This window comes from Microbacterium sp. 05T445 (genome assembly GCF_056395865.1).
In genome coordinates, this window is the sequence record NZ_JBFTKJ010000002.1 from 1,524,023 (window position 1) to 1,541,969 (window position 17,947).

General features: G+C 69.6%; 18 protein-coding genes and 4 tRNA genes. 19 read left to right on the top strand and 3 right to left on the bottom strand.

The annotated features are described in order from the left end of the window. Positions 1 to 27 precede the first annotated feature (27 nt). Positions 28 to 561 (top strand): type II toxin-antitoxin system PemK/MazF family toxin, encoded by a 534-nt coding sequence (locus tag AC1DDU_RS16710; protein ID WP_477436047.1) that lies wholly within the window; start codon positions 28 to 30, stop codon positions 559 to 561. A gap of 36 nt (positions 562 to 597) precedes the next feature. After that, the gene (locus tag AC1DDU_RS16715) at positions 598 to 1,701 is read left to right on the top strand and encodes a serine hydrolase domain-containing protein (protein WP_477436049.1); all 1,104 of its coding nucleotides are present in this window, start codon (positions 598 to 600) and stop codon (positions 1,699 to 1,701) included. A 428-nt stretch (positions 1,702 to 2,129) separates the two neighbouring features. Here AC1DDU_RS16715 and AC1DDU_RS16720 read toward each other — a convergent pair. Further along, positions 2,130 to 2,205 (bottom strand) — tRNA-Val (locus AC1DDU_RS16720). A 156-nt stretch (positions 2,206 to 2,361) separates the two neighbouring features. On the opposite strand from AC1DDU_RS16720, the gene AC1DDU_RS16725 reads away from it, so the two are divergent. The 7 genes from AC1DDU_RS16725 to AC1DDU_RS16755 all read left to right on the top strand — a co-directional run bounded on the left by AC1DDU_RS16725 (position 2,362) and on the right by AC1DDU_RS16755 (position 6,804). Beyond that, positions 2,362 to 2,434, top strand: a tRNA-Gly gene (locus tag AC1DDU_RS16725). Between the two features lie 53 nt (positions 2,435 to 2,487). Then, positions 2,488 to 2,558 (top strand) — tRNA-Cys (locus AC1DDU_RS16730). A gap of 26 nt (positions 2,559 to 2,584) precedes the next feature. Continuing rightward, a tRNA-Val gene (locus tag AC1DDU_RS16735) sits at positions 2,585 to 2,656 on the top strand. 100 nt (positions 2,657 to 2,756) lie between these two features. Then, positions 2,757 to 3,377: a DEAD/DEAH box helicase family protein gene (locus AC1DDU_RS16740; protein ID WP_477436051.1), complete on the top strand. Its 621-nt coding sequence runs from the start codon at positions 2,757 to 2,759 to the stop codon at positions 3,375 to 3,377. 9 nt (positions 3,378 to 3,386) lie between these two features. After that, a complete protein-coding gene (locus tag AC1DDU_RS16745) occupies positions 3,387 to 4,070 on the top strand; it encodes a DNA alkylation repair protein (protein ID WP_477436053.1) in 684 nt (227 codons plus the stop codon). Between the two features lie 143 nt (positions 4,071 to 4,213). Further along, positions 4,214 to 6,226, top strand: coding sequence for a threonine--tRNA ligase (gene thrS, locus AC1DDU_RS16750; protein ID WP_477436055.1), 2,013 nt, complete (start codon positions 4,214 to 4,216; stop codon positions 6,224 to 6,226). Next, positions 6,223 to 6,804, top strand: coding sequence for an HIT family protein (locus AC1DDU_RS16755; protein ID WP_477436057.1), 582 nt, complete (start codon positions 6,223 to 6,225; stop codon positions 6,802 to 6,804). Before thrS ends, AC1DDU_RS16755 begins: the two co-directional genes overlap by 4 nt. Positions 6,805 to 6,873: 69 nt before the next feature. On the opposite strand, the gene pdxY is transcribed toward AC1DDU_RS16755, so the two are convergent. After that, on the bottom strand, positions 6,874 to 7,725 hold the full coding sequence (gene pdxY / locus AC1DDU_RS16760; RefSeq protein ID WP_477436059.1) for a pyridoxal kinase PdxY: 852 nt from the start codon (positions 7,723 to 7,725) through the stop codon (positions 6,874 to 6,876). A gap of 7 nt (positions 7,726 to 7,732) precedes the next feature. Next, entirely contained in the window at positions 7,733 to 9,076 is a 1,344-nt protein-coding gene (locus AC1DDU_RS16765) for an aminotransferase class I/II-fold pyridoxal phosphate-dependent enzyme (protein ID WP_477436061.1), read from the bottom strand. A 151-nt stretch (positions 9,077 to 9,227) separates the two neighbouring features. Here AC1DDU_RS16765 and pdxS point away from each other — a divergent pair, with 151 nt between their 5' ends. The 10 genes from pdxS to secF all read left to right on the top strand — a co-directional run bounded on the left by pdxS (position 9,228) and on the right by secF (position 17,903). Beyond that, the gene (pdxS, locus tag AC1DDU_RS16770; RefSeq protein ID WP_477436063.1) at positions 9,228 to 10,118 is read left to right on the top strand and encodes a pyridoxal 5'-phosphate synthase lyase subunit PdxS; all 891 of its coding nucleotides are present in this window, start codon (positions 9,228 to 9,230) and stop codon (positions 10,116 to 10,118) included. Beyond that, positions 10,112 to 10,717 (top strand): pyridoxal 5'-phosphate synthase glutaminase subunit PdxT, encoded by a 606-nt coding sequence (gene pdxT, locus AC1DDU_RS16775; protein ID WP_477436871.1) that lies wholly within the window; start codon positions 10,112 to 10,114, stop codon positions 10,715 to 10,717. Before pdxS ends, pdxT begins: the two co-directional genes overlap by 7 nt. 37 nt (positions 10,718 to 10,754) lie before the next feature. After that, positions 10,755 to 11,276, top strand: a complete 522-nt coding sequence (locus AC1DDU_RS16780) for a hypothetical protein (RefSeq protein ID WP_477436065.1) — start codon at positions 10,755 to 10,757, stop codon at positions 11,274 to 11,276. A 150-nt stretch (positions 11,277 to 11,426) separates the two neighbouring features. Beyond that, a complete protein-coding gene (locus AC1DDU_RS16785) occupies positions 11,427 to 12,188 on the top strand; it encodes a YebC/PmpR family DNA-binding transcriptional regulator (protein ID WP_477436067.1) in 762 nt (253 codons plus the stop codon). A gap of 131 nt (positions 12,189 to 12,319) precedes the next feature. After that, positions 12,320 to 12,892: a crossover junction endodeoxyribonuclease RuvC gene (ruvC, locus tag AC1DDU_RS16790; protein WP_477436069.1), complete on the top strand. Its 573-nt coding sequence runs from the start codon at positions 12,320 to 12,322 to the stop codon at positions 12,890 to 12,892. A 61-nt stretch (positions 12,893 to 12,953) separates the two neighbouring features. Next, entirely contained in the window at positions 12,954 to 13,580 is a 627-nt protein-coding gene (ruvA, locus tag AC1DDU_RS16795; RefSeq protein ID WP_477436071.1) for a Holliday junction branch migration protein RuvA, read from the top strand. After that, the gene (gene ruvB, locus AC1DDU_RS16800) at positions 13,573 to 14,598 is read left to right on the top strand and encodes a Holliday junction branch migration DNA helicase RuvB (protein WP_477436072.1); all 1,026 of its coding nucleotides are present in this window, start codon (positions 13,573 to 13,575) and stop codon (positions 14,596 to 14,598) included. Before ruvA ends, ruvB begins: the two co-directional genes overlap by 8 nt. 82 nt (positions 14,599 to 14,680) lie before the next feature. Further along, positions 14,681 to 15,142: a preprotein translocase subunit YajC gene (locus tag AC1DDU_RS16805; RefSeq protein ID WP_477436074.1), complete on the top strand. Its 462-nt coding sequence runs from the start codon at positions 14,681 to 14,683 to the stop codon at positions 15,140 to 15,142. A gap of 44 nt (positions 15,143 to 15,186) precedes the next feature. Beyond that, positions 15,187 to 16,911, top strand: a complete 1,725-nt coding sequence (gene secD, locus AC1DDU_RS16810) for a protein translocase subunit SecD (RefSeq protein ID WP_477436075.1) — start codon at positions 15,187 to 15,189, stop codon at positions 16,909 to 16,911. Then, positions 16,911 to 17,903, top strand: coding sequence for a protein translocase subunit SecF (gene secF, locus AC1DDU_RS16815; RefSeq protein WP_477436077.1), 993 nt, complete (start codon positions 16,911 to 16,913; stop codon positions 17,901 to 17,903). The genes secD and secF overlap by 1 nt, the downstream gene beginning before the upstream one ends. Positions 17,904 to 17,947: the final 44 nt, after the last annotated feature.

Genomic DNA, 17,947 nt, shown 5'->3' on the forward strand with positions numbered 1-17,947 from the left:
CCGCGCCCCGGCGGATATCGTGATCCCGTGGCCCGCGGCATCCTCTCGTCCCTCCTCGCTCTTCTGCGTCCTTCGCGGTCCTCGCCGGCCCCCGCGCGCATGGCGGAGACCTCCGGCGAGGATGTTCCCGGGCGCTTCGGGCCGACGGCGACCGTCGAGGTCGCCGCACCGCCGAAGGCCGCGCTGCGGATTACGTACGGGCCGGACCACGACGCCGACCCCGACGCGGGGGAGGTGGTGTGGACCTGGGTGCCGTACGCGGAGCGCGACGGGCGCGGCAAGGACCGTCCGGTGCTCGTCATCGCCCGCCGCGACGCCGACACCGTGTACGCGGTCAAGCTCACCAGCAAGGCGCATGACGGCCAGCGCGACTTCCTGCCGATCGGGGCGGGCCCGTGGGACTCGCAGGGGCGACCGTCGTGGGTCGACGTCGACCAGTTCTACGTCGTGCACCGTGACGGGATGCGCCGAGAGGCGGCCGCTCTCGACCTCGAGCGCTTCACGCGCGTGGCCGCCGAACTGACCCGCCGCTACGGCTGGGAGGTCGGCGGGCCGCTCTAGGCTGAACGCACCCGCCCGCAGACGGAAGGTACCCGCGTGTCCGAGACCCTGCATGCTCTCCTCACTCGCCACGTCGCGGCGAGGACGATCCCCGGAGCGGTGGGGGTCTTCGGGGATGAGGCACCGATCGCCGTCGGTCATGACGCACCGGGCGGCGCCGCCATCCGACCGGACGCCGTCTTCCGCGTTCAGTCGATGACGAAGGCGGTCACGGCCGCGGCGACGCTGCGACTCGTGCAGGACGGCATCCTCGCGCTGGATGATCCGGTCGCGACCTGGCTGCCCGAGCTGAGTGCGCCGCGGGTCCTGCCGCACCCCGACGCGCCCCTGGCGGACGCGCGACCGGCCCGTCGACCGATCACGGTGCGCCACCTGCTCACGAACACGTCGGGCTACGGGATGATGACGACCGACTCCCCGCTGAGAGCGGCGATGATCGCCACCGGGATGGAAGCCGGGGCGGAGCCGGTGTCGCTCGGCGCACAGGACTGGCTCGAAGCGCTGGCCGCGCTGCCGCTCGCGTTCGAGCCGGGGGAGGGGTGGCGGTACCATCACTCGTTCGGCGTCCTGGGCATCCTGCTCGGCAGGGTCGGTGATCGCACGACCGAGGAGGTGCTGCGAGCTACCGTGTTCGAGCCGGCGGGGATGACGGACACCGGATTCACGGTCCGATCCGGCGAGGAGCACCGGCTCGTCGCGGCGTTCCGGCGCACGTCGGACGGATTCGTTCAGACCGAACCGGCCGGCCGCGGCTTCTTCGTCGCCCCCGCGCCATTCGACGTCAGCCACTCAGAGCTCGTCTCCACTGTCGCCGACTTCCGGGCCTTCCTACGGGCCATGTGGGACGGCCGCCTAATCGAGCGTGCGCTGGTGGACGAGCTGCGCCGCGATCAGATCCCTCCCGCCGCGAAGGCCGAAGACAGCTTCTTCCCCGGGTTCTGGGAGGGCACCGGCTGGGGCTACGGCGTCTCCGTCGTGACGAGCGGCGACCACCGCGGCAGGTTCGGGTGGTCGGGAGGCCTCGCGACGGACTTCTTCGTGGATCCGGACGGCACGATCTGCATCGTCATGGCCCAAGTCGAGATGGACGACGCCGTGTTCGGCATGCTCGGCGAGCTGCAGGCTGTCACCGGGATCTGACGACGCGCAAGCGGAACCCGCGGTCCCGGGCGCGACGGATCCGAGAGCCGCACCGTGGGGTGACGGCCGACCTCAGGCTGTCTCCTCCTGAGGTGCGCGCGAGGGAATGTGCGTCGGTTTGGTGCCGCGTCCTCGGTCCTCGTCGTCCGCACCCGATCGGGTCGTCGCGGTCCGGGCGGACGCGTGCCAATGCATGCTCTTCACCCTTGCCCACCGTTTGTCGCGGGCCGCTCGCTGCTCGTCGGGTGTCTGCTCGGTGCGGGGATGGCTCGTCATCCTCAGACCGTACGCGCACCACATGTGCGCGCTCACAGCGGGGCCCCCTTCGCGCGCAGCCAAACGAAGCCTCGAACGGGGCACCCGTGCCCATCGCGCACGCCGAACCGCGCCCGGAAACGCGAAAGGCCCGGCTGACCGGGCCTTTCTGGTGGTGGGCGATACCAGACTCGAACTGATGACCTCTTCCGTGTGAAGGAAGCGCGCTACCAACTGCGCCAATCGCCCGTTCCCCGAGGGGGACGAGTAACGATAGTACCGGATGCCGGAGCATGCCTCGAACCACATCGGTGTGACACGCGCGGGGTGCACCTGGTTTTGCATGCGGCGGAGGATCGGCTAAAGTCATTCAAGTGCCCGGAGCGAAAGCGAAGGGAACGAAATGCGGATGTAGCGCAGTTGGTAGCGCATCACCTTGCCAAGGTGAGGGTCGCGAGTTCGAGTCTCGTCATCCGCTCGAGTGCAGGGATCCCCTCCAGGGATCACGGCACGTGGGGTCAAACCACACGCGGTGGCGTGGCCGAGCGGCTAGGCACCGGCCTGCAAAGCCGTTTACACGGGTTCGAATCCCGTCGCCACCTCGCCGACAACTTAACAGCCTCTTTAGGCGCGATTGGCGCAGCGGTAGCGCGCTTCCCTGACACGGAAGAGGTCACTGGTTCGATCCCAGTATCGCGCACTACTTCAAACCCCCGGTTATCCGGGGGTTTTGTGCTTTCCGGGGTGCCCTGTCAGGCTGACGCGATGAGCTCCTTCACCGACGTCGTCGAGGCCCACCGATGCTGTTGCTTCTGACCGGCGCCAGCGGGGCGGGAAAGTCGACGGTCCTTTCACGCCTCGAGCGAGTGGACTGGGATCAGCCCGTCGAGTGCGCGGAGTTCGATTCGATCGGCGTGCCCGCGGACGCCGACACCGCGTGGCGGCACGGCGCGATCGAGCAGTGGGTCGTTCGCGCGCTGCACTCCCAGCAGCAGGGCCGCCATCTTCTGCTCTGCGGTCAGGTGCCGCTGGGGGAGCTCCTGGCCGCGCCGTCGGCCGACCGGCTCGACGGCATCGCCGCGTGCATGCTCGCCTGCTCCCCGGACGTGCGTAGCGCCCGGCTGACCGCTCGCGGCGAGCCGGAGGAGAGCCTCATCCACCACGTGCGGTTCGGCGAGTGGTTCCACCGTCACACGCTCGATCCGACCCACATGCCCGAGGTCATCCGCGTCGACAGCAACGTGCCGATGCGGTGGGACCGCTGGGCGACGTGGGAGGCCGGCGATCCTCGTTGGCACGCCGACATCATCGAGACCGACGGACTGGCGCCCGACGCCGTCGCCGCGCGGGTCGAGGAATGGGCGAAGCGCACCCTCGCGCGTGGCAATACCGCATCCGCAGGCGCGATGGCGCGTCGGTAGCCTGAGCGCGTGACCCTCGTCGACGACATCCGTGCCGAGTTGCGCGCGGCGGCCGACCCCCAGCTCGCTCCGGGCCAGCAGGCGTACATGAAGTCCGCGATGCCGTTCCTGGGCGTGCGGGTTCCGCAGGCGCGGAGGATCGCGAAGCAGGCCGCCCGCCAGACGACGGATGCCGCGGCGCTGCGATCGGCCGGACTCGAGCTGTGGGACGCCGCGGAGTATCGGGAGGAGCGCTATGCCGCGATGGCGCTGCTGTCGGCGCGTGCTCTCCGCGGCGATCAGGATCTCGTCCCGCTCATCGCGCACATGGTGCGCACGGGACGGTGGTGGGACTACACCGACGAGCTCGCCCACCGTCTCGCCGAGCTGCATGACGCGCGGCCCGCCGAGACGGCCGTGCTCGTGCGGGCATGGGCGCGCGACGACGACATGTGGATCCGGCGCATCGCGATCCTGTCGCAGCTGGGGCGCGGCATCCGACTCGATGCGCACGTGCTCTCAGACACGATCGCACCCAACATCGGCGACGCGGAGTTCTTCATCCGCAAGGCGATCGGGTGGGCGCTGCGGGAGTACGCGCGCGTCGCGCCCGACTGGGTGCGAACGTACGTGGCGACGCACGACCTCAGCCCGCTGAGCCGGCGCGAAGCCCTCAAGCATCTGGGTGACCAGCCGGATTCGGGCACTCGCTAGACTCGGGGGATGGAACTCGTCCGGTCGACCGCCATCTCGGCACTGCAGACCGACACGCGAACGCTCGGCGCCTGAGCGGGCGGGGCGCGTCGTGCGCCCGAAGCTGAGTAGCCTTGATCCGAGCCATTCCCAGGAGAGTTTCCGTGACTGACGCTGTGTCCTATCCCGCTGACGGCTTCGCCCTGTTCCCCGACCGTTCTGTGGTCGCGCTGAGGGTGAACGGCGAACTGAAAGACCTCGCGACGGTGGTGACCGAGACGGATGCCGTCGAGCCGGTGACCATCGACAGCCCCGACGGCCTCGCGATCCTGCGCCATTCGACCGCGCACGTGCTCGCGCAGGCCGTGCAGCGCATCAACCCGCAGGCCAACCTCGGCATCGGTCCGCCGATCACCGACGGCTTCTACTACGACTTCGGGGTGGAGCATCCCTTCACCCCCGAGGACATCAAGGCCATCGACAAGGAGATGCAGCGCATCATCCGCGAGGGCCAGCGCTTCGTCCGACGTGTCGTCACCGACGAGGAGGCGCGTGCCGAGCTCGTCGACGAGCCGTTCAAGCTCGAGCTCATCGGCCTGAAGGGCGGTCCTTCGGCGAACTCGGGAACCGTTTCGAAGGTGGAGGGCGCCTCGGTCGAGGTCGGCGCCGGCGAGCTGACGATCTACGACAACGTCGACCGCGACGGACAGACGGTCTGGAAAGACCTCTGCCGCGGCCCGCACCTGCCGAACACCCGCATGATCGGCAACGGCTGGGCCCTGCAGCGCATCGCCGGTGCGTACTGGCGGGGGAGTGAGAAGAACCCTCAGCTGCAGCGGATCTACGGCACCGCCTGGCCCACCAAGGACGAGCTGCGCGCCTACCAGACGCGCCTCGAAGAGGCCGCCAAGCGCGACCACCGCAAGCTCGGCAAGGAGCTCGACCTGTTCTCGTTCCCCGACGAGATCGGCTCGGGCCTGTCGGTCTGGCACCCGCGCGGCGGCATCGTGCGCGGCGAGATGGAGCAGCACGCCCGCCGCCGTCACATCGCGGGCGGTTACACCTACGTGTACACGCCTCACATCTCGAAGGAGGACCTGTTCCTCACCTCGAACCACCTCGTCACGTACAAGGAGGGCATGTTCCCGCCCATCGTGATGGACGAGGAGCGCGACGAGCACGGCGAGATCGTCAAGCACGGCCAGGACTACTACCTGAAGCCGATGAACTGCCCGATGCACATCCTGATCTACAAGGAGCGTGCGCGCAGCTACCGCGATCTGCCGATGCGTCTCGCGGAGAACGGCACGGTGTACCGCAACGAGCTCTCCGGCGCGCTCCACGGCCTCACCCGCGTGCGCGGCTTCACGCAGGACGACTCGCACCTGTTCGTCACCCCCGACCAGCTCGAGGCGGAGACGACTCGCGTGCTCGAGTTCGTCATCTCGATGCTGCGCGATTTCGGCCTGGACGACTTCGAGCTCGAGCTGTCGATGCGCGACGACGAGAAGGACAAGTGGATCGGCTCGGACGAGTTCTGGGACTACTCGACGAACGCGCTGCGCAACGTGGCGGTCGCCAGCGGTCTGAAGCTCACCGAGGTGCCCGGCGAGGCGGCGTTCTACGGGCCGAAGATCGACCTCAAGACCCGTGATGCCATCGGCCGCACGTGGCAGTTGTCGACCGTGCAGGTCGACCCGAACCTGCCCGAGCGGTTCGAGCTGGAGTACACCGATCGCGACGGCCAGAAGAAGCGGCCGATCATGATCCACCGCGCGCTGTTCGGGTCGATCGAGCGGTTCTTCGCGATCCTGCTCGAGCACTACGCCGGTGCGTTCCCGGTGTGGCTGTCTCCGGTGCAGGTGGTCGGCATCCCCGTCGCCGAGGACTTCGCCGACTACCTGGGCGAGGTCATCGACCAGCTCAAGGCCGAGGGCGTCCGCGCCGAACTCGACCACTCCGACGACCGCATGCAGAAGAAGATCCGCACGCACACCACGCAGAAGGTGCCGCTGCAGCTCATCGCGGGCGCGCAGGATCAAGCGGCCGGCACCGTGTCGTTCCGCTTCCGCGACGGCTCGCAGGAGAACGGCGTGCCGATCGCCGACGCGATCCGCCGCGTGCGCGAAGCGATCGACTCGCACGCGCTGGTGAACAACGCGGAGGACTTCGCGTGAGCTCCGACGAGGTCGGGTCGGCGGCGCCGGAAGCGGATGCCGCCGACTCGGCGCTCGTCGACGCGGCGACGCTTCCGGGCGTCCCCGACGAGTTCCAGCGCCTGTGGACGCCGCACCGCATGGCCTACATCCAGGCCGGCCCCGAGGTCCTGCGCAAGGAGTGCCCGTTTTGCGAGGCTCCCCGCAAGTCCGACGAGGACGGCCTCATCGTCTTCCGCGGACGCACGGCCTACGCGCTGCTGAACCTCTTCCCCTACAACTCCGGGCACCTGCTGGTGTGCCCCTACCGCCACATCGCGACGTACGACGAGGCGACCGACGAGGAGGTCGCCGAGATCGGACTGCTGACGCAGCAGGGCATGCGGGTGCTGCGCGAGGTCTCGCGCTGCGACGGTTTCAACATCGGCATGAACCAGGGCCACGTGGCCGGCGCCGGCGTCGACGAGCACCTGCATCAGCACATCGTGCCGCGGTGGTCCTCCGACGCGAACTTCTTCCCGATCATCGCCAAGACCAAGGCGCTGCCGCAGCTGCTCGGCGACGTGCGCCGGGCCGTGTTCGACGCCTGGAACGACTGACAGCGAGCGGATGCCGCGGGCCGAGGCCCGCGGCATCCGCTCGCGCGTGCGCCATCGGCGTTCGCTTGGTCAGCGCACCTGCTGGACGGCGAACTGCAGGCGCGGGTGGGCGTAGGCCTCCTGCGCCTCGACGAGCTGCAGCTCGCGCTCGCCCGACGCGTGGGTGCGCTCGAGGAGGTCGTAGACGCTCGACGTGGTGCGCGCGAGCGCATCGGCCGCATCGCCGGTACGGCGGAAATGGGCGGTGAACAGCGCCGCGGTGACGTCACCCGAGCCGTTGGCCTTCATCGGGATGTGCGGCGTCTGCACGATCCAGGCGCCCTCTTCGGTGACGGCGAGCATCTCGATCGTCCCCTCGGGGCGGTCCGGGCGCTCGACGCTGGTGACGAGCACGGTGCTCGGCCCCATGGCACGGGCGAGATCGGCCGAGGCGAGCGTGGACTCCAGATCGGCGGGCTCGGTCCCGGTCAGGAATCCGAGCTCGAACTGGTTCGGCGTGATGATGTCGGCAGCCGGAACCACGCGCTCGCGCAGCAGCACCGGGATCGCCGGCGCCACGAAGCATCCGGACTTGGCGTTGCCCATCACGGGGTCGCACGCGTACACGGCGGCCGGGTTGGCCTGCTTCACCCGCGCCACGGTCTCGAGGATCACGTCGGCGATGCCCTCGCCGCCCTGGTACCCGGAGAGGATGACGTCGATCTGCGGGAACGCGCCGCGCTCCTCGATGCCCAGGATCACCTCGCGCACGTCGTCGGGGCTGATCATCGGACCGCGCCAGGCGCCGTAACCGGTGTGGTTGGAGAAGTTCACCGTGTACACCGGCATGACCTCGACGCCGATGCGCTGGAGCGGGAAGACGGCTGCGGAGTTGCCCACGTGGCCGTACGCGACCGCGGACTGGATCGAGAGGATCTTCACCGCTCGATCATGCCACTTCCCGCGTGGCGAGCCGGCCACCCGCCGCCCGAACAGCGGCGGCCACGTCCGCGGCGAGCCGCTCGGCATCGACGTCGTCGAGGTCGTGCACGGTGAGCCGGAGCCGATGGGACGGGCTGCCGTCGCCGAGGACGAACTCATCGCCCGGACGCGCGAGCCAGCCGCGTCTCATCAGCTGCTCCGAGACCGCGCGCGCGGGCACCGGAAGGGGGATCCAGAGGTTCAGCCCGTCACCTGCCTCGGCGAGCACGCCGTTCGCGGCCAGCAGCGCGATGAATGCCTCGTTGCGCGCCGCATAGTGCAGGCCGGCACGTTCGATCGCGGTCATGACGGCGGCATCCGTCACGAGTGCATGCGTCAGCCGCTGCAGCAGGTGGCTCACCCAGGTGGTGCCGGGGGTCAGGCGCATGGCGAGGCGATCAGCCGTCTCGGGATCGGATGCCGTCACGGCCAGGCACATATCGGGGCCGAGGAACTTCGACACCGAGCGCACCAGCGCCCAGCGGCGGTGATCGGGCGAGATCAGCGAGTGGAACGGCTGCCGCGAGAGCAGCGAGAAGTGGTCGTCCTCGATCACGAGGACGTACGGGTGCTCCTTCAGCACCGCGCGCAGCTGCTCGGCACGGCGCTCCGACAGGCTCGCCCCCGTGGGGTTCTGGGCGCGCGGGGTGTGGACGACCGCACGCACGCCCTGCTCGAGCGCCGCGCGCAGCCCGTCGACGGTCATGCCCTCCTCGTCGACCGGCACGGGGACCGGCCGATAGCCGCCGATGCGGACGGTGTGGATGCTCGTGAGGAAGCAGGGGTCTTCGAGGGCGACGGCGTCGTCGCGCGTGAGCGCCTGTGCGAGCAGGCGCTCCACGGCATCCGCGGCCCCACTGGTGACCGTGAGGCGCAGTTCGGCCGCCGTGGGGAGGCCCTCGCTCATCCAGGCGCGCGCCCAGGTCTCGAGCCCCGGGTCGATGACCGGCTCGCCGTACAGCACCGGGCGGCCGGTCACGCTCGCCAGCGCGAGCGAGGGGTCGGGGATGAGGTCCGGATCGGGGTTTCCGGTTCCGACGTCGCGGAGGACGCTGTCCAGCGCGAAGCCTTCCTGCGCGACAGGTGCCAGGTCTGCCACACGCGTGCCGCCGCGGCCGCGCGTGACGACGACGCCCGCCTGCGTGAGCTGGCGGTATGCGGCGACGACGGTGTTGCGGTTGACGCCGAGGCCGTCGGCCAGCACACGCACCGGCGGGAGGGCGTCGCCCGGGCGCAGACCACCCCGCTCGATCAGAGCGCGGACGCTCTCCGCGATGTCGGATGCCGAGCGGCCGCCGATGTCCAGCTCCATGCCACCGTCCCTCTCCGTCGTCGTCGCTTGCCGGATGCCCCGGGACCGCTGAGTCTACGGTGCAGTACATGCTATCTTTTGGCCTAGGCCAATACCCACCATTGTCCTCACTCGTCGCGCCTACGCGCGCGACCCGACGAAGGGAACCCTCGTGACCACTGCCGACACGGGAACCGACCGCGTCAAGCGCGGCCTCGCCGAGATGCTCAAGGGCGGCGTCATCATGGACGTCGTCACGCCCGACCAGGCGAAGATCGCCGAGGACGCCGGCGCCGTGGCCGTGATGGCCCTCGAGCGCGTGCCCGCCGACATCCGCGCGCAGGGGGGCGTCTCGCGCATGAGCGACCCCGACATGATCGACGGCATCATCGAGGCCGTCTCGATCCCGGTCATGGCGAAGGCCCGCATCGGCCACTTCGTCGAGGCGCAGGTGCTGCAGGAACTCGGCGTCGACTACATCGACGAGTCCGAGGTACTCTCGCCCGCCGACTACGTCAACCACATCGACAAGTGGAACTTCACCGTCCCGTTCGTCTGCGGCGCCACCAATCTGGGCGAGGCGCTGCGTCGCATCAACGAGGGTGCCGCCATGATCCGCTCGAAGGGGGAGGCAGGCACCGGCGACGTGTCGGAGGCCACCAAGCACATCCGCAAGATCACCAGCGAGATCAACGTGCTGCGTTCGATGTCCAAGGACGAGCTGTACGTGGCCGCGAAGGAGCTGCAGGCGCCCTATGACCTGGTCGCCGAGATCGCCGAGACGGGAAAGCTCCCGGTGGTGCTGTTCGTCGCGGGCGGCGTCGCCACTCCGGCGGACGCGGCGATGATGATGCAGATGGGCGCCGACGGCGTGTTCGTCGGCTCGGGCATCTTCAAGTCGGGCAACCCCGTGCAGCGTGCCGCCGCCATCGTCAAGGCGACGACCTTCTACGACGACCCCAAGGTGATCGCGGACGTCTCGCGCGGCCTCGGCGAGGCGATGGTCGGCATCAACGTCGCCGACCTGCCCGCACCGCACCGGCTCGCCGAGCGCGGCTGGTGACCACGGCGGCTCCGCGGATCGGCGTCCTCGCTCTGCAGGGCGACGTCCGTGAGCACGCCCGCGTGCTCACGGACCTCGGCGCCGGCGTCACCCTGGTGCGCCGGCCCGAGGAGCTCGCCGTCGTCGACGGGCTCGTGATCCCCGGCGGCGAATCGAGCGTCATCGACAAGCTCTCGCGGGCGTTCGGCATGCGTGAGCCGGTCCGGGACGCGATCGCCGCGGGCATGCCCGTCTACGGGACGTGCGCCGGACTCATCCTCCTCGCCGACCGCATCACCGACGGCATCGAGGGCCAGCAGACCTTCGGCGGACTCGACGTGACCGTCAGGCGCAACGCCTTCGGAAGCCAGGTCGACTCGTTCGAGGTGGACCTCGACATCCCGACGCTCGGGGCGCCGCCCGTGCATGCCGTGTTCATCCGGGCGCCGCTCGTCGAGCACGCCGGTGAGGGCGTCGAGCGCCTGGGCACCCTCGCCGACGGGCGGATCGTGGCCGTGCGCCAGGGTGCGCTGCTGGGCACGTCCTTCCACCCGGAGGTGACCGGCGAGCACCGTTTCCACGAGCTCTTCCTCGACATGGTTCGCGAGCGCCGGCGGTGATCGGGCGCGTCGGTGCGGCGGGGGTAGATTCTCACGCATGACGATCAACGACTGGTGGCGGGAGCATCCGGAGGAGCGCTACTGGATGATCGCCCCGTCGCGCGGAGTGGTCGGCGACGCGCTGTCGGCGCCTAAGGCGCAGGATGATCGCCGCTTCGAGTGGTCTCACGAGCTCGTCGGATTCACCGAGCCCGGCGACACGCTCTTCGTCTGGGACCGCACCCTGCCGGTGCCGGGCATCGCGGCGTGGGGTCGCGTGCTCGGCCCCTTGGGCGAGGAGCAGCGCGATCGCCGCGGCGACGCCCTGCCGCACTGGCGGATGCCGATCAGCGACACGCTGCGACTGGCTGCGCCGATCACGCTCCCGAACCTCCGTCGGGTCGGCGACGAGATCGTGACGGTGCGCGATCGTGTGGAGCAGCTCACCGACGGACCGGTGTACTTCCCGTTCATCGGATCCGCCGAGACCCTGGCGCCGGCACCCGCGTATCTGACCAAGGTGCCGCGCGACCTCGTCGCGCTGCTGTCGTCCCGCTTCGGCTTCGAGTTCGCCCTGTAGCGGGCGGCCCCGAAGCACCCCCGGCGGCGACGTCCAGACCGTCCTCGCGAACCCGCACGTCGGCGGGGAATAGAATGTTCCGTCGGGCGGGCGCCGCGCCGCATGGTGCAGGCTGACGCGAACCGCCCACGAGCGTGATTCAGGAGGACCATGTCCGGGCATTCCAAGTGGGCAACGACCAAGCACAAGAAGGCGGTCATCGACAGCCGCCGTGCCAAGTCGTGGGCCAAGCTCATCAAGAACATCGAAGTGGCCGCCAAGCTCGGCGGCCCCGACCTGCAGGGCAACCCGACGCTGTTCGATGCCGTGCTCAAGGCGAAGAAGACGTCGGTCCCGAAGGACAACATCGACCGCGCGATCAAGCGCGGCGCCGGCATCGGCGGCGAGTCGGTCGAGTACTCGTCGATCATGTACGAGGGGTACGGGCCGAACGGCGTCGCCCTCATGATCGAGTGTCTGACCGACAACAAGAACCGCGCCGCGGCCGAGGTGCGCACCGCGCTGACCCGCAACGGCGGCACGCTCGCCGACCCGGGAAGCGTCGCGTACAACTTCACCCGCAAGGGCGTCATCGTCGTCGGCGGCGAGGGCACCAGCGAGGACGACGTCATGCTCGCCGTGCTCGAGGCGGGCGCCGAAGAGGTCGAGCCGCACGCCCAGGGGTTCGAGGTCATCACCGAGGCGACCGACCTCGTCACCGTGCGCACGGCCCTGCAGGACGCCGGCATCGAGTACGAGTCGGCCGACGTCGAGTTCGTCCCGAACCTCAAGGTCGAGGTCGACGCCGACACGGCTCGCAAGGTCTTCCGGCTCATCGACGCGCTCGAAGACAGCGACGACGTGCAGAACGTCTACAGCAACTTCGACCTCACCGCCGAGGTGCAGGCCGAGCTCGAGAACGACGAGGACTGATCCGGACGGCGGCATCCACGCCGCCCTCCGCTGTCCTCCGGCGCGTCGCCCCCGATCAGGCACGCGCTGACGGATGCCCCGTCCAGGCGCGCCTGGGCGGGGCATCCGTCGTCCTCGCCTAACGTGGGGGAGTGACATCCTCCCGCGGCCGTCTGCGCGTGCTCGGCGTCGATCCGGGCCTCACCCGCTGCGGCGTGGGCGTCGTCGACGTGGCTCCCGACCGCTCGGCGACCCTGGTTCACGTGGGCGTGGTGCGCTCCGATCCGCACGCGCCGATCCAGGAGCGACTCGCGATCATCGCGGCCGGTCTGCGCGCCGTGCTCGACGAACACGAGCCGGACGTCGTCGCCGTGGAGCGCGTGTTCGCGCAGCAGAACCGCTCGACGGTGATGGGCACCGCCCAGGCCAGCGGCATCGCGCTGCTCCTCGCGGGCGAGCGCGGTCTGGCGGCGGCCACCCATACGCCCTCCGAGGTGAAGGCGGCCATCACCGGATACGGCAACGCCGACAAGCGGCAGGTGCAGACCATGGTCGCGCGCGTGCTGCGGCTCGACGAGCTGCCCAAGCCCGCTGACGCGGCCGATGCCCTCGCCCTGGCGCTCTGCCACGCCTGGCGCGGCGCGCCGTCGGCCACGGCATCCGCCACGCCTCTCACCCCTGCGCAGCGCGCGTGGGCGGAAGCCGAGCGCCTCACCCGTCGATGACGGCGGGCGCGGGGCGCGTGTCGCTCGAACAAACGTCCGAACCGCGCCGTAGGCTCGACGCATGATCTCCTCAGTCCGCGGCACCGCGGTGCACGTCGATGCTGATGCCGTCGTCGTCGAAGTCGGGGGAGTCGGACTCCATGTCGCGGTGACCCCGCAGGTGGCCCGTTCCACGCACCTCGGCGACGCCGTCCTGCTGCACACGTCGCTCATCGTCCGCGAGGACGCGCTCTCGCTGTTCGGCTTCGAGTCCCGCGAAGAGCTCGTCGTGTTCGGCCAGCTGCTCGGAGTCACCGGCGTCGGGCCGAAGTCCGCCCTGGGCGTCCTGGCCACCCTCACCGTGCCGCAGATCGCCGACGCGGTCTCGGCCGACGACGACGCCCCCTTCCGCCGGGTGTCCGGCATCGGCCCTAAGACGGCCAAGCTCATCGTGGTGCAGCTCGCGGGCAAGATCGCCGTGACGCGCCCCGCCGGCGCCGGGGGAGCGGATGCCGCACCCAGCCCGGCGATCCCCGCACAGGTGGTGCAGGCTCTGGTCGGTCTCGGCTGGTCCGAGCGCGTCGCCGCGGAGGCCGTGGAGATGATCGGCGCCGATGCGTCCGATGCGGACCGTGCATCGGTGCCCGCGCTGCTGCGGCTGACGCTGTCGGCGCTCGGCCCGGCGCGGAAGGAGCCGGTCGGTGGCTGACGTGCGCGAGGCGAGCGAACCGGTGGACGAGACCGAGCTCGCGATCGAAGGCGCGCTGCGCCCGGGCTCGCTCGCCGAGTTCGTCGGCCAGCAGAAGGTGCGCGGCCAGATGCAGCTGCTGCTGGACGCCGCCCGCATCCAGCAGCGCCCCGCCGATCACATCCTGCTCTCCGGACCGCCCGGCCTCGGCAAGACGACGCTCGCGATGATCGTCGCGCACGAGAGCGGTCGCCCGCTGCGTCTGTCGAGCGGTCCTGCCATCCAGCACGCCGGCGACCTCGCCGCGCTGCTTTCCAGCCTCACGCCCGGCGAAGTGCTGTTCATCGACGAGGTGCACCGCATGGCGCGCTCGGCCGAGGAGATGCTGTACCTCGCCATGGAGGACTTCCGCATCGACATCATGGTGGGCAAGGGTGCGGGCGCGACGAGCATCCCGCTGGATCTGGCACCCTTCACGCTCGTCGGCGCGACGACCCGCTCCGGCCTGCTGCCCAATCCGCTGCGCGACCGCTTCGGCTTCACGGCCCACCTCGAGTACTACGAGCCCGAAGAGCTGGAGCGGGTGATCGAACGCTCCGCGGCGATGCTGGGCGTGACGCTGCCGCCGGCCGCCCGTGCCGAGATCGCGCGCCGCTCGCGCGGCACGCCCCGCATCGCCAACCGACTACTGCGCCGCGTCCGCGACTATCTGGTCGTCCACGGTCGCACCGGCGCAGACATCGCCGCGGTCGACGCCGCCCTCGACCTCTACGACGTCGACCGGATCGGGCTCGACCGGCTGGACCGCGCCGTCCTCGACGCCCTGGTGCGGCGGTTCCGCGGCGGCCCCGTCGGCCTCGGAACGCTGTCGGTCGCGGTGGGCGAGGAGGCCGACACCATCGAGTCGGTCGTCGAGCCGTATCTGGTGCGGATCGGCTTCATGGGCCGCACGCCGCGAGGTCGCATCGCGATGCCGGAGGCGTACGCCCACCTGGGTGTGCCCACCGTCGACTCGGCGCTGCGATTCGATGACCTATAATCGCTGGAGGCTTCCGCCCACCCCCCTCCTGCAAGGCAGCGCCGCCCTGGCGCCCGCCTGACCCGAAAGGTGCTCCGGCTCCATGGACTTCGCCTCCTTCCTCCAGCAGTACGGTCTCATCCTCCTGCTGGTCGTGCTCCTCGTCTTCATGTTCTGGAGCTCGCGTCGTCGCATGCAGAAGCAGAAGGCGGAGCAGGAGGAGAAGGCGCGTCAGACGGTGCCCGGCTCCGAGGTGCTCCTGCAGGGCGGCCTCTACGGCACGATCATCTCGTACGACCCCGACAACCTCGACCAGCCGGCTGTCGTCGAACTCGCCCCCGGCGTCGAGATCAAGGTCCACAGCCAGGCGATCCTGCGCGTCGTGAACCCCACCGTGGGCTCGGTGACCGAGGACGAGTTCCTCGCCGCCGAGGAGAGCCACGCCGAGTACGCCGAGGGCGTCGCCAACGGCGACATCAGCTCGATCAGCGACGACCAGATCAGCGCCGCTGACAAGGACAAGAACGACCCCGACACCGACGCCGGAACCAAGTCTCAGGGCTGACACCCGACCATTCGGCCGTTCGGGCTCATCGAGAAAGCGAAGACGTGGCGACATCCACTCCCGTCCGGCATGCGTGGCGCGCGCTGACCGGCCTGCTGGCCATCATCGCGCTGCTGTTCGGCATCAACGCCCTCGGCGTCTACGTCTTCGGACAGAGCTCGTGGGCGCCGGCGCTCGCGCTCGACCTCCAGGGCGGCACGCAGATCGTGCTGGAGGCGCAGACCGAGAACGGGGCCGACCCGTCGACGGAGCAGATGCAGCAGGCCGTCACGATCATCCGGCAGCGCGTCGACGCCTCCGGCGTCGGTGAGGCCGAGGTCACCACGCAGTCCGGCAACCAGATCGTCGTGCAGATCCCCGGACAGGCCGATGAGGAGACCCGCAACCGCATCGAGGCATCCGCCCAGCTGCAGCTGCGCGCCGTGCTCTACGCCGGCGACCCGGCCACCGAGTTCGTCGGCGAGGACGGCAAGTCCACGCCGTACCCGACGCCCGACCCCTCACTGCAGGCGACCCCGACCGCCTCGCCGACCAACGGCAGCGACACGGCGTGGATCACGCCCGCACTCCAGGCCCAGTTCCTCGCGTACGACTGCGCCGATCCGGCCAACGACCCGGCCAACGCGCCGGCCGATGAGCCGCTGATCACCTGCAACGCCGACGGCACGGTCAAGTACATCCTCGGCCCGGTCGAGCTCGACGGCTCGTCGATCGACGACGCCACGTTCGGCCTCCAGCAGAACAACGGCCAGTGGGCCGTCAACTTGCAGTTCGACGGCGACGGCACCAAGACCTTCGGCGAGATCAGCCAGCGCCTCTACGGCGCGCAGGCCCCGCTCAACCAGTTCGCGTTCGTGCTCGACGGCTACGTGCTGTCGGCGCCGTCGATGAACGGCGTGATCCTCGACGGCAAGCCGAGCATCACCGGCAGCTTCACGCAGGAGACCGCGAAGGTCCTCGCCGACCAGCTCAAGTACGGCGCGCTCCCGCTGAGCTTCACGGTCGAGAGCTCGAACTCGATCTCCGCGACGCTCGGTTCGCAGCAGCTGCAGATCGGTCTCATCGCCGGCCTCATCGGCCTTGCGCTGGTCGCGATCTACTCGCTGATCGTCTACCGCGCGCTGGGATTCATCATCATCGCGTCGCTCGCGGTGATGGCGGTGCTGACGTACCTGACGCTGTGCATCCTGGCCTGGCGGATGGGCTTCCGCCTGTCGCTGGCCGGCGTCGCCGGCCTGATCGTGACGATCGGCTTCACAGCGGACTCGTTCATCGTCTACTTCGAACGAATCCGAGACGAGCTGCGCGACGGCAAGTCGATCACCGCGGCCGTCGAGGACGGCTGGGGACGCGCCAAGCGCACGATCTACATCTCGAAGTCGATCAACATCCTGGCGGCCGTGGTGCTGTACATCCTCGCGGACGCCACCGTGAAGGGCTTCGCCTTCACGCTCGGTCTCACCACGGCGATCGACGTCCTGATCTTCATCCTGTTCACCCACCCGGTGCTACAGCTGCTCGCACGCACGAGGTTCTTCGGGTCGGGGCATCCGCTCTCCGGGCTCGACCCGACCGCCCTCGGCGCGGTGTACCGCGGCCGTGCGCAGTTCCGCGAGCCGGTGCTCGCCACCGGTGCCGCCGGGCGACGCAACGCCAAGTCGCGCGGTGAGGCGGCGCGTCGTCAGACCATCGCCGAGCGCAAGCAGGCCGAACTGGCGGCTGCCGAGAACACGAAACCCGGCACGACCGTCAAGGAGGGAGACGACTGATGCGCTCCATGAGCCAGCTCGGCAACGACCTCTACACCGGCAAGACCTCGTTCCCGTTCGTCGGTCGCCGACGTCTGTGGTTCCTCATCGCCGCGATCCTCGTCATCGGTTCCGCGCTGGTGCCGCTGTTCCGCCCCATCCAGTTCTCGATCGAGTTCACCGGCGGGTCGCAGTTCACCGTCAGCGGGCTCGAGGCGCCGATCGATCAGGTCCTCGCGAGTGACGCAGTGCACTCGGTCGTGCCCGACGCCACCACGAAGGTCGTCACCATCGGCGAGAACGCCGTGCGCGTGCAGACCGACCAGGTGACCGACGCGCAGAGCCGCGAGATCTCCGCGGCGCTGGCCGAGGCGTACTCCGTCCCCGAGAGCGAAGTCAGCTACGCGTTCATCGGCCCCAGCTGGGGTGCCGACGTGACCCGTCAGTCGCTGTGGGGACTCGCGATCTTCCTCGCTCTGACCTTCATCATCCTCGCGCTGTACTTCCGTACCTGGAAGATGTCGACCTCGGCGATCATCGGCCTCGTGGACGTGCTCATCATCACGATCGGCGTCTACTCGCTGTTCGGGTTCGAGATCTCGCCCGCAGCCGTCATCGGCTTCCTGACGATCCTCTCCTACGCGCTGTACGACACCACTGTCGTGTTCGACAAGATCAGGGAGAACACCAGCGAGGACGGCGAGGTCTCCGGGCGCACATTCGGCGAGTCGGTGAACCTCGCGGTGAACCAGACGCTGGTGCGCTCGATCAACACGACGGTCGTGGCGATCCTCCCGACCGGCGCGATCCTGTTCATCGGCCTGGTGTGGGTGGGTGCGCAGACGCTCACCGACCTGTCGCTGTCGATCTTCGTGGGAACGATCGTGGCCGCGTACTCGACGATTTTCGTCGCGTCGCCGCTGTACTCGCTGCTGCGCGAGAACGAGCCGGCGATCAAGGCGCGCGACCAGCGCGTCATCGCGGCGCGGGCGCTGGCCGGCACCCCGGCCTGAGGGTCGAGCGCGCGGGCGTAGGATTGTGAGGTCCGGCGGAGGGG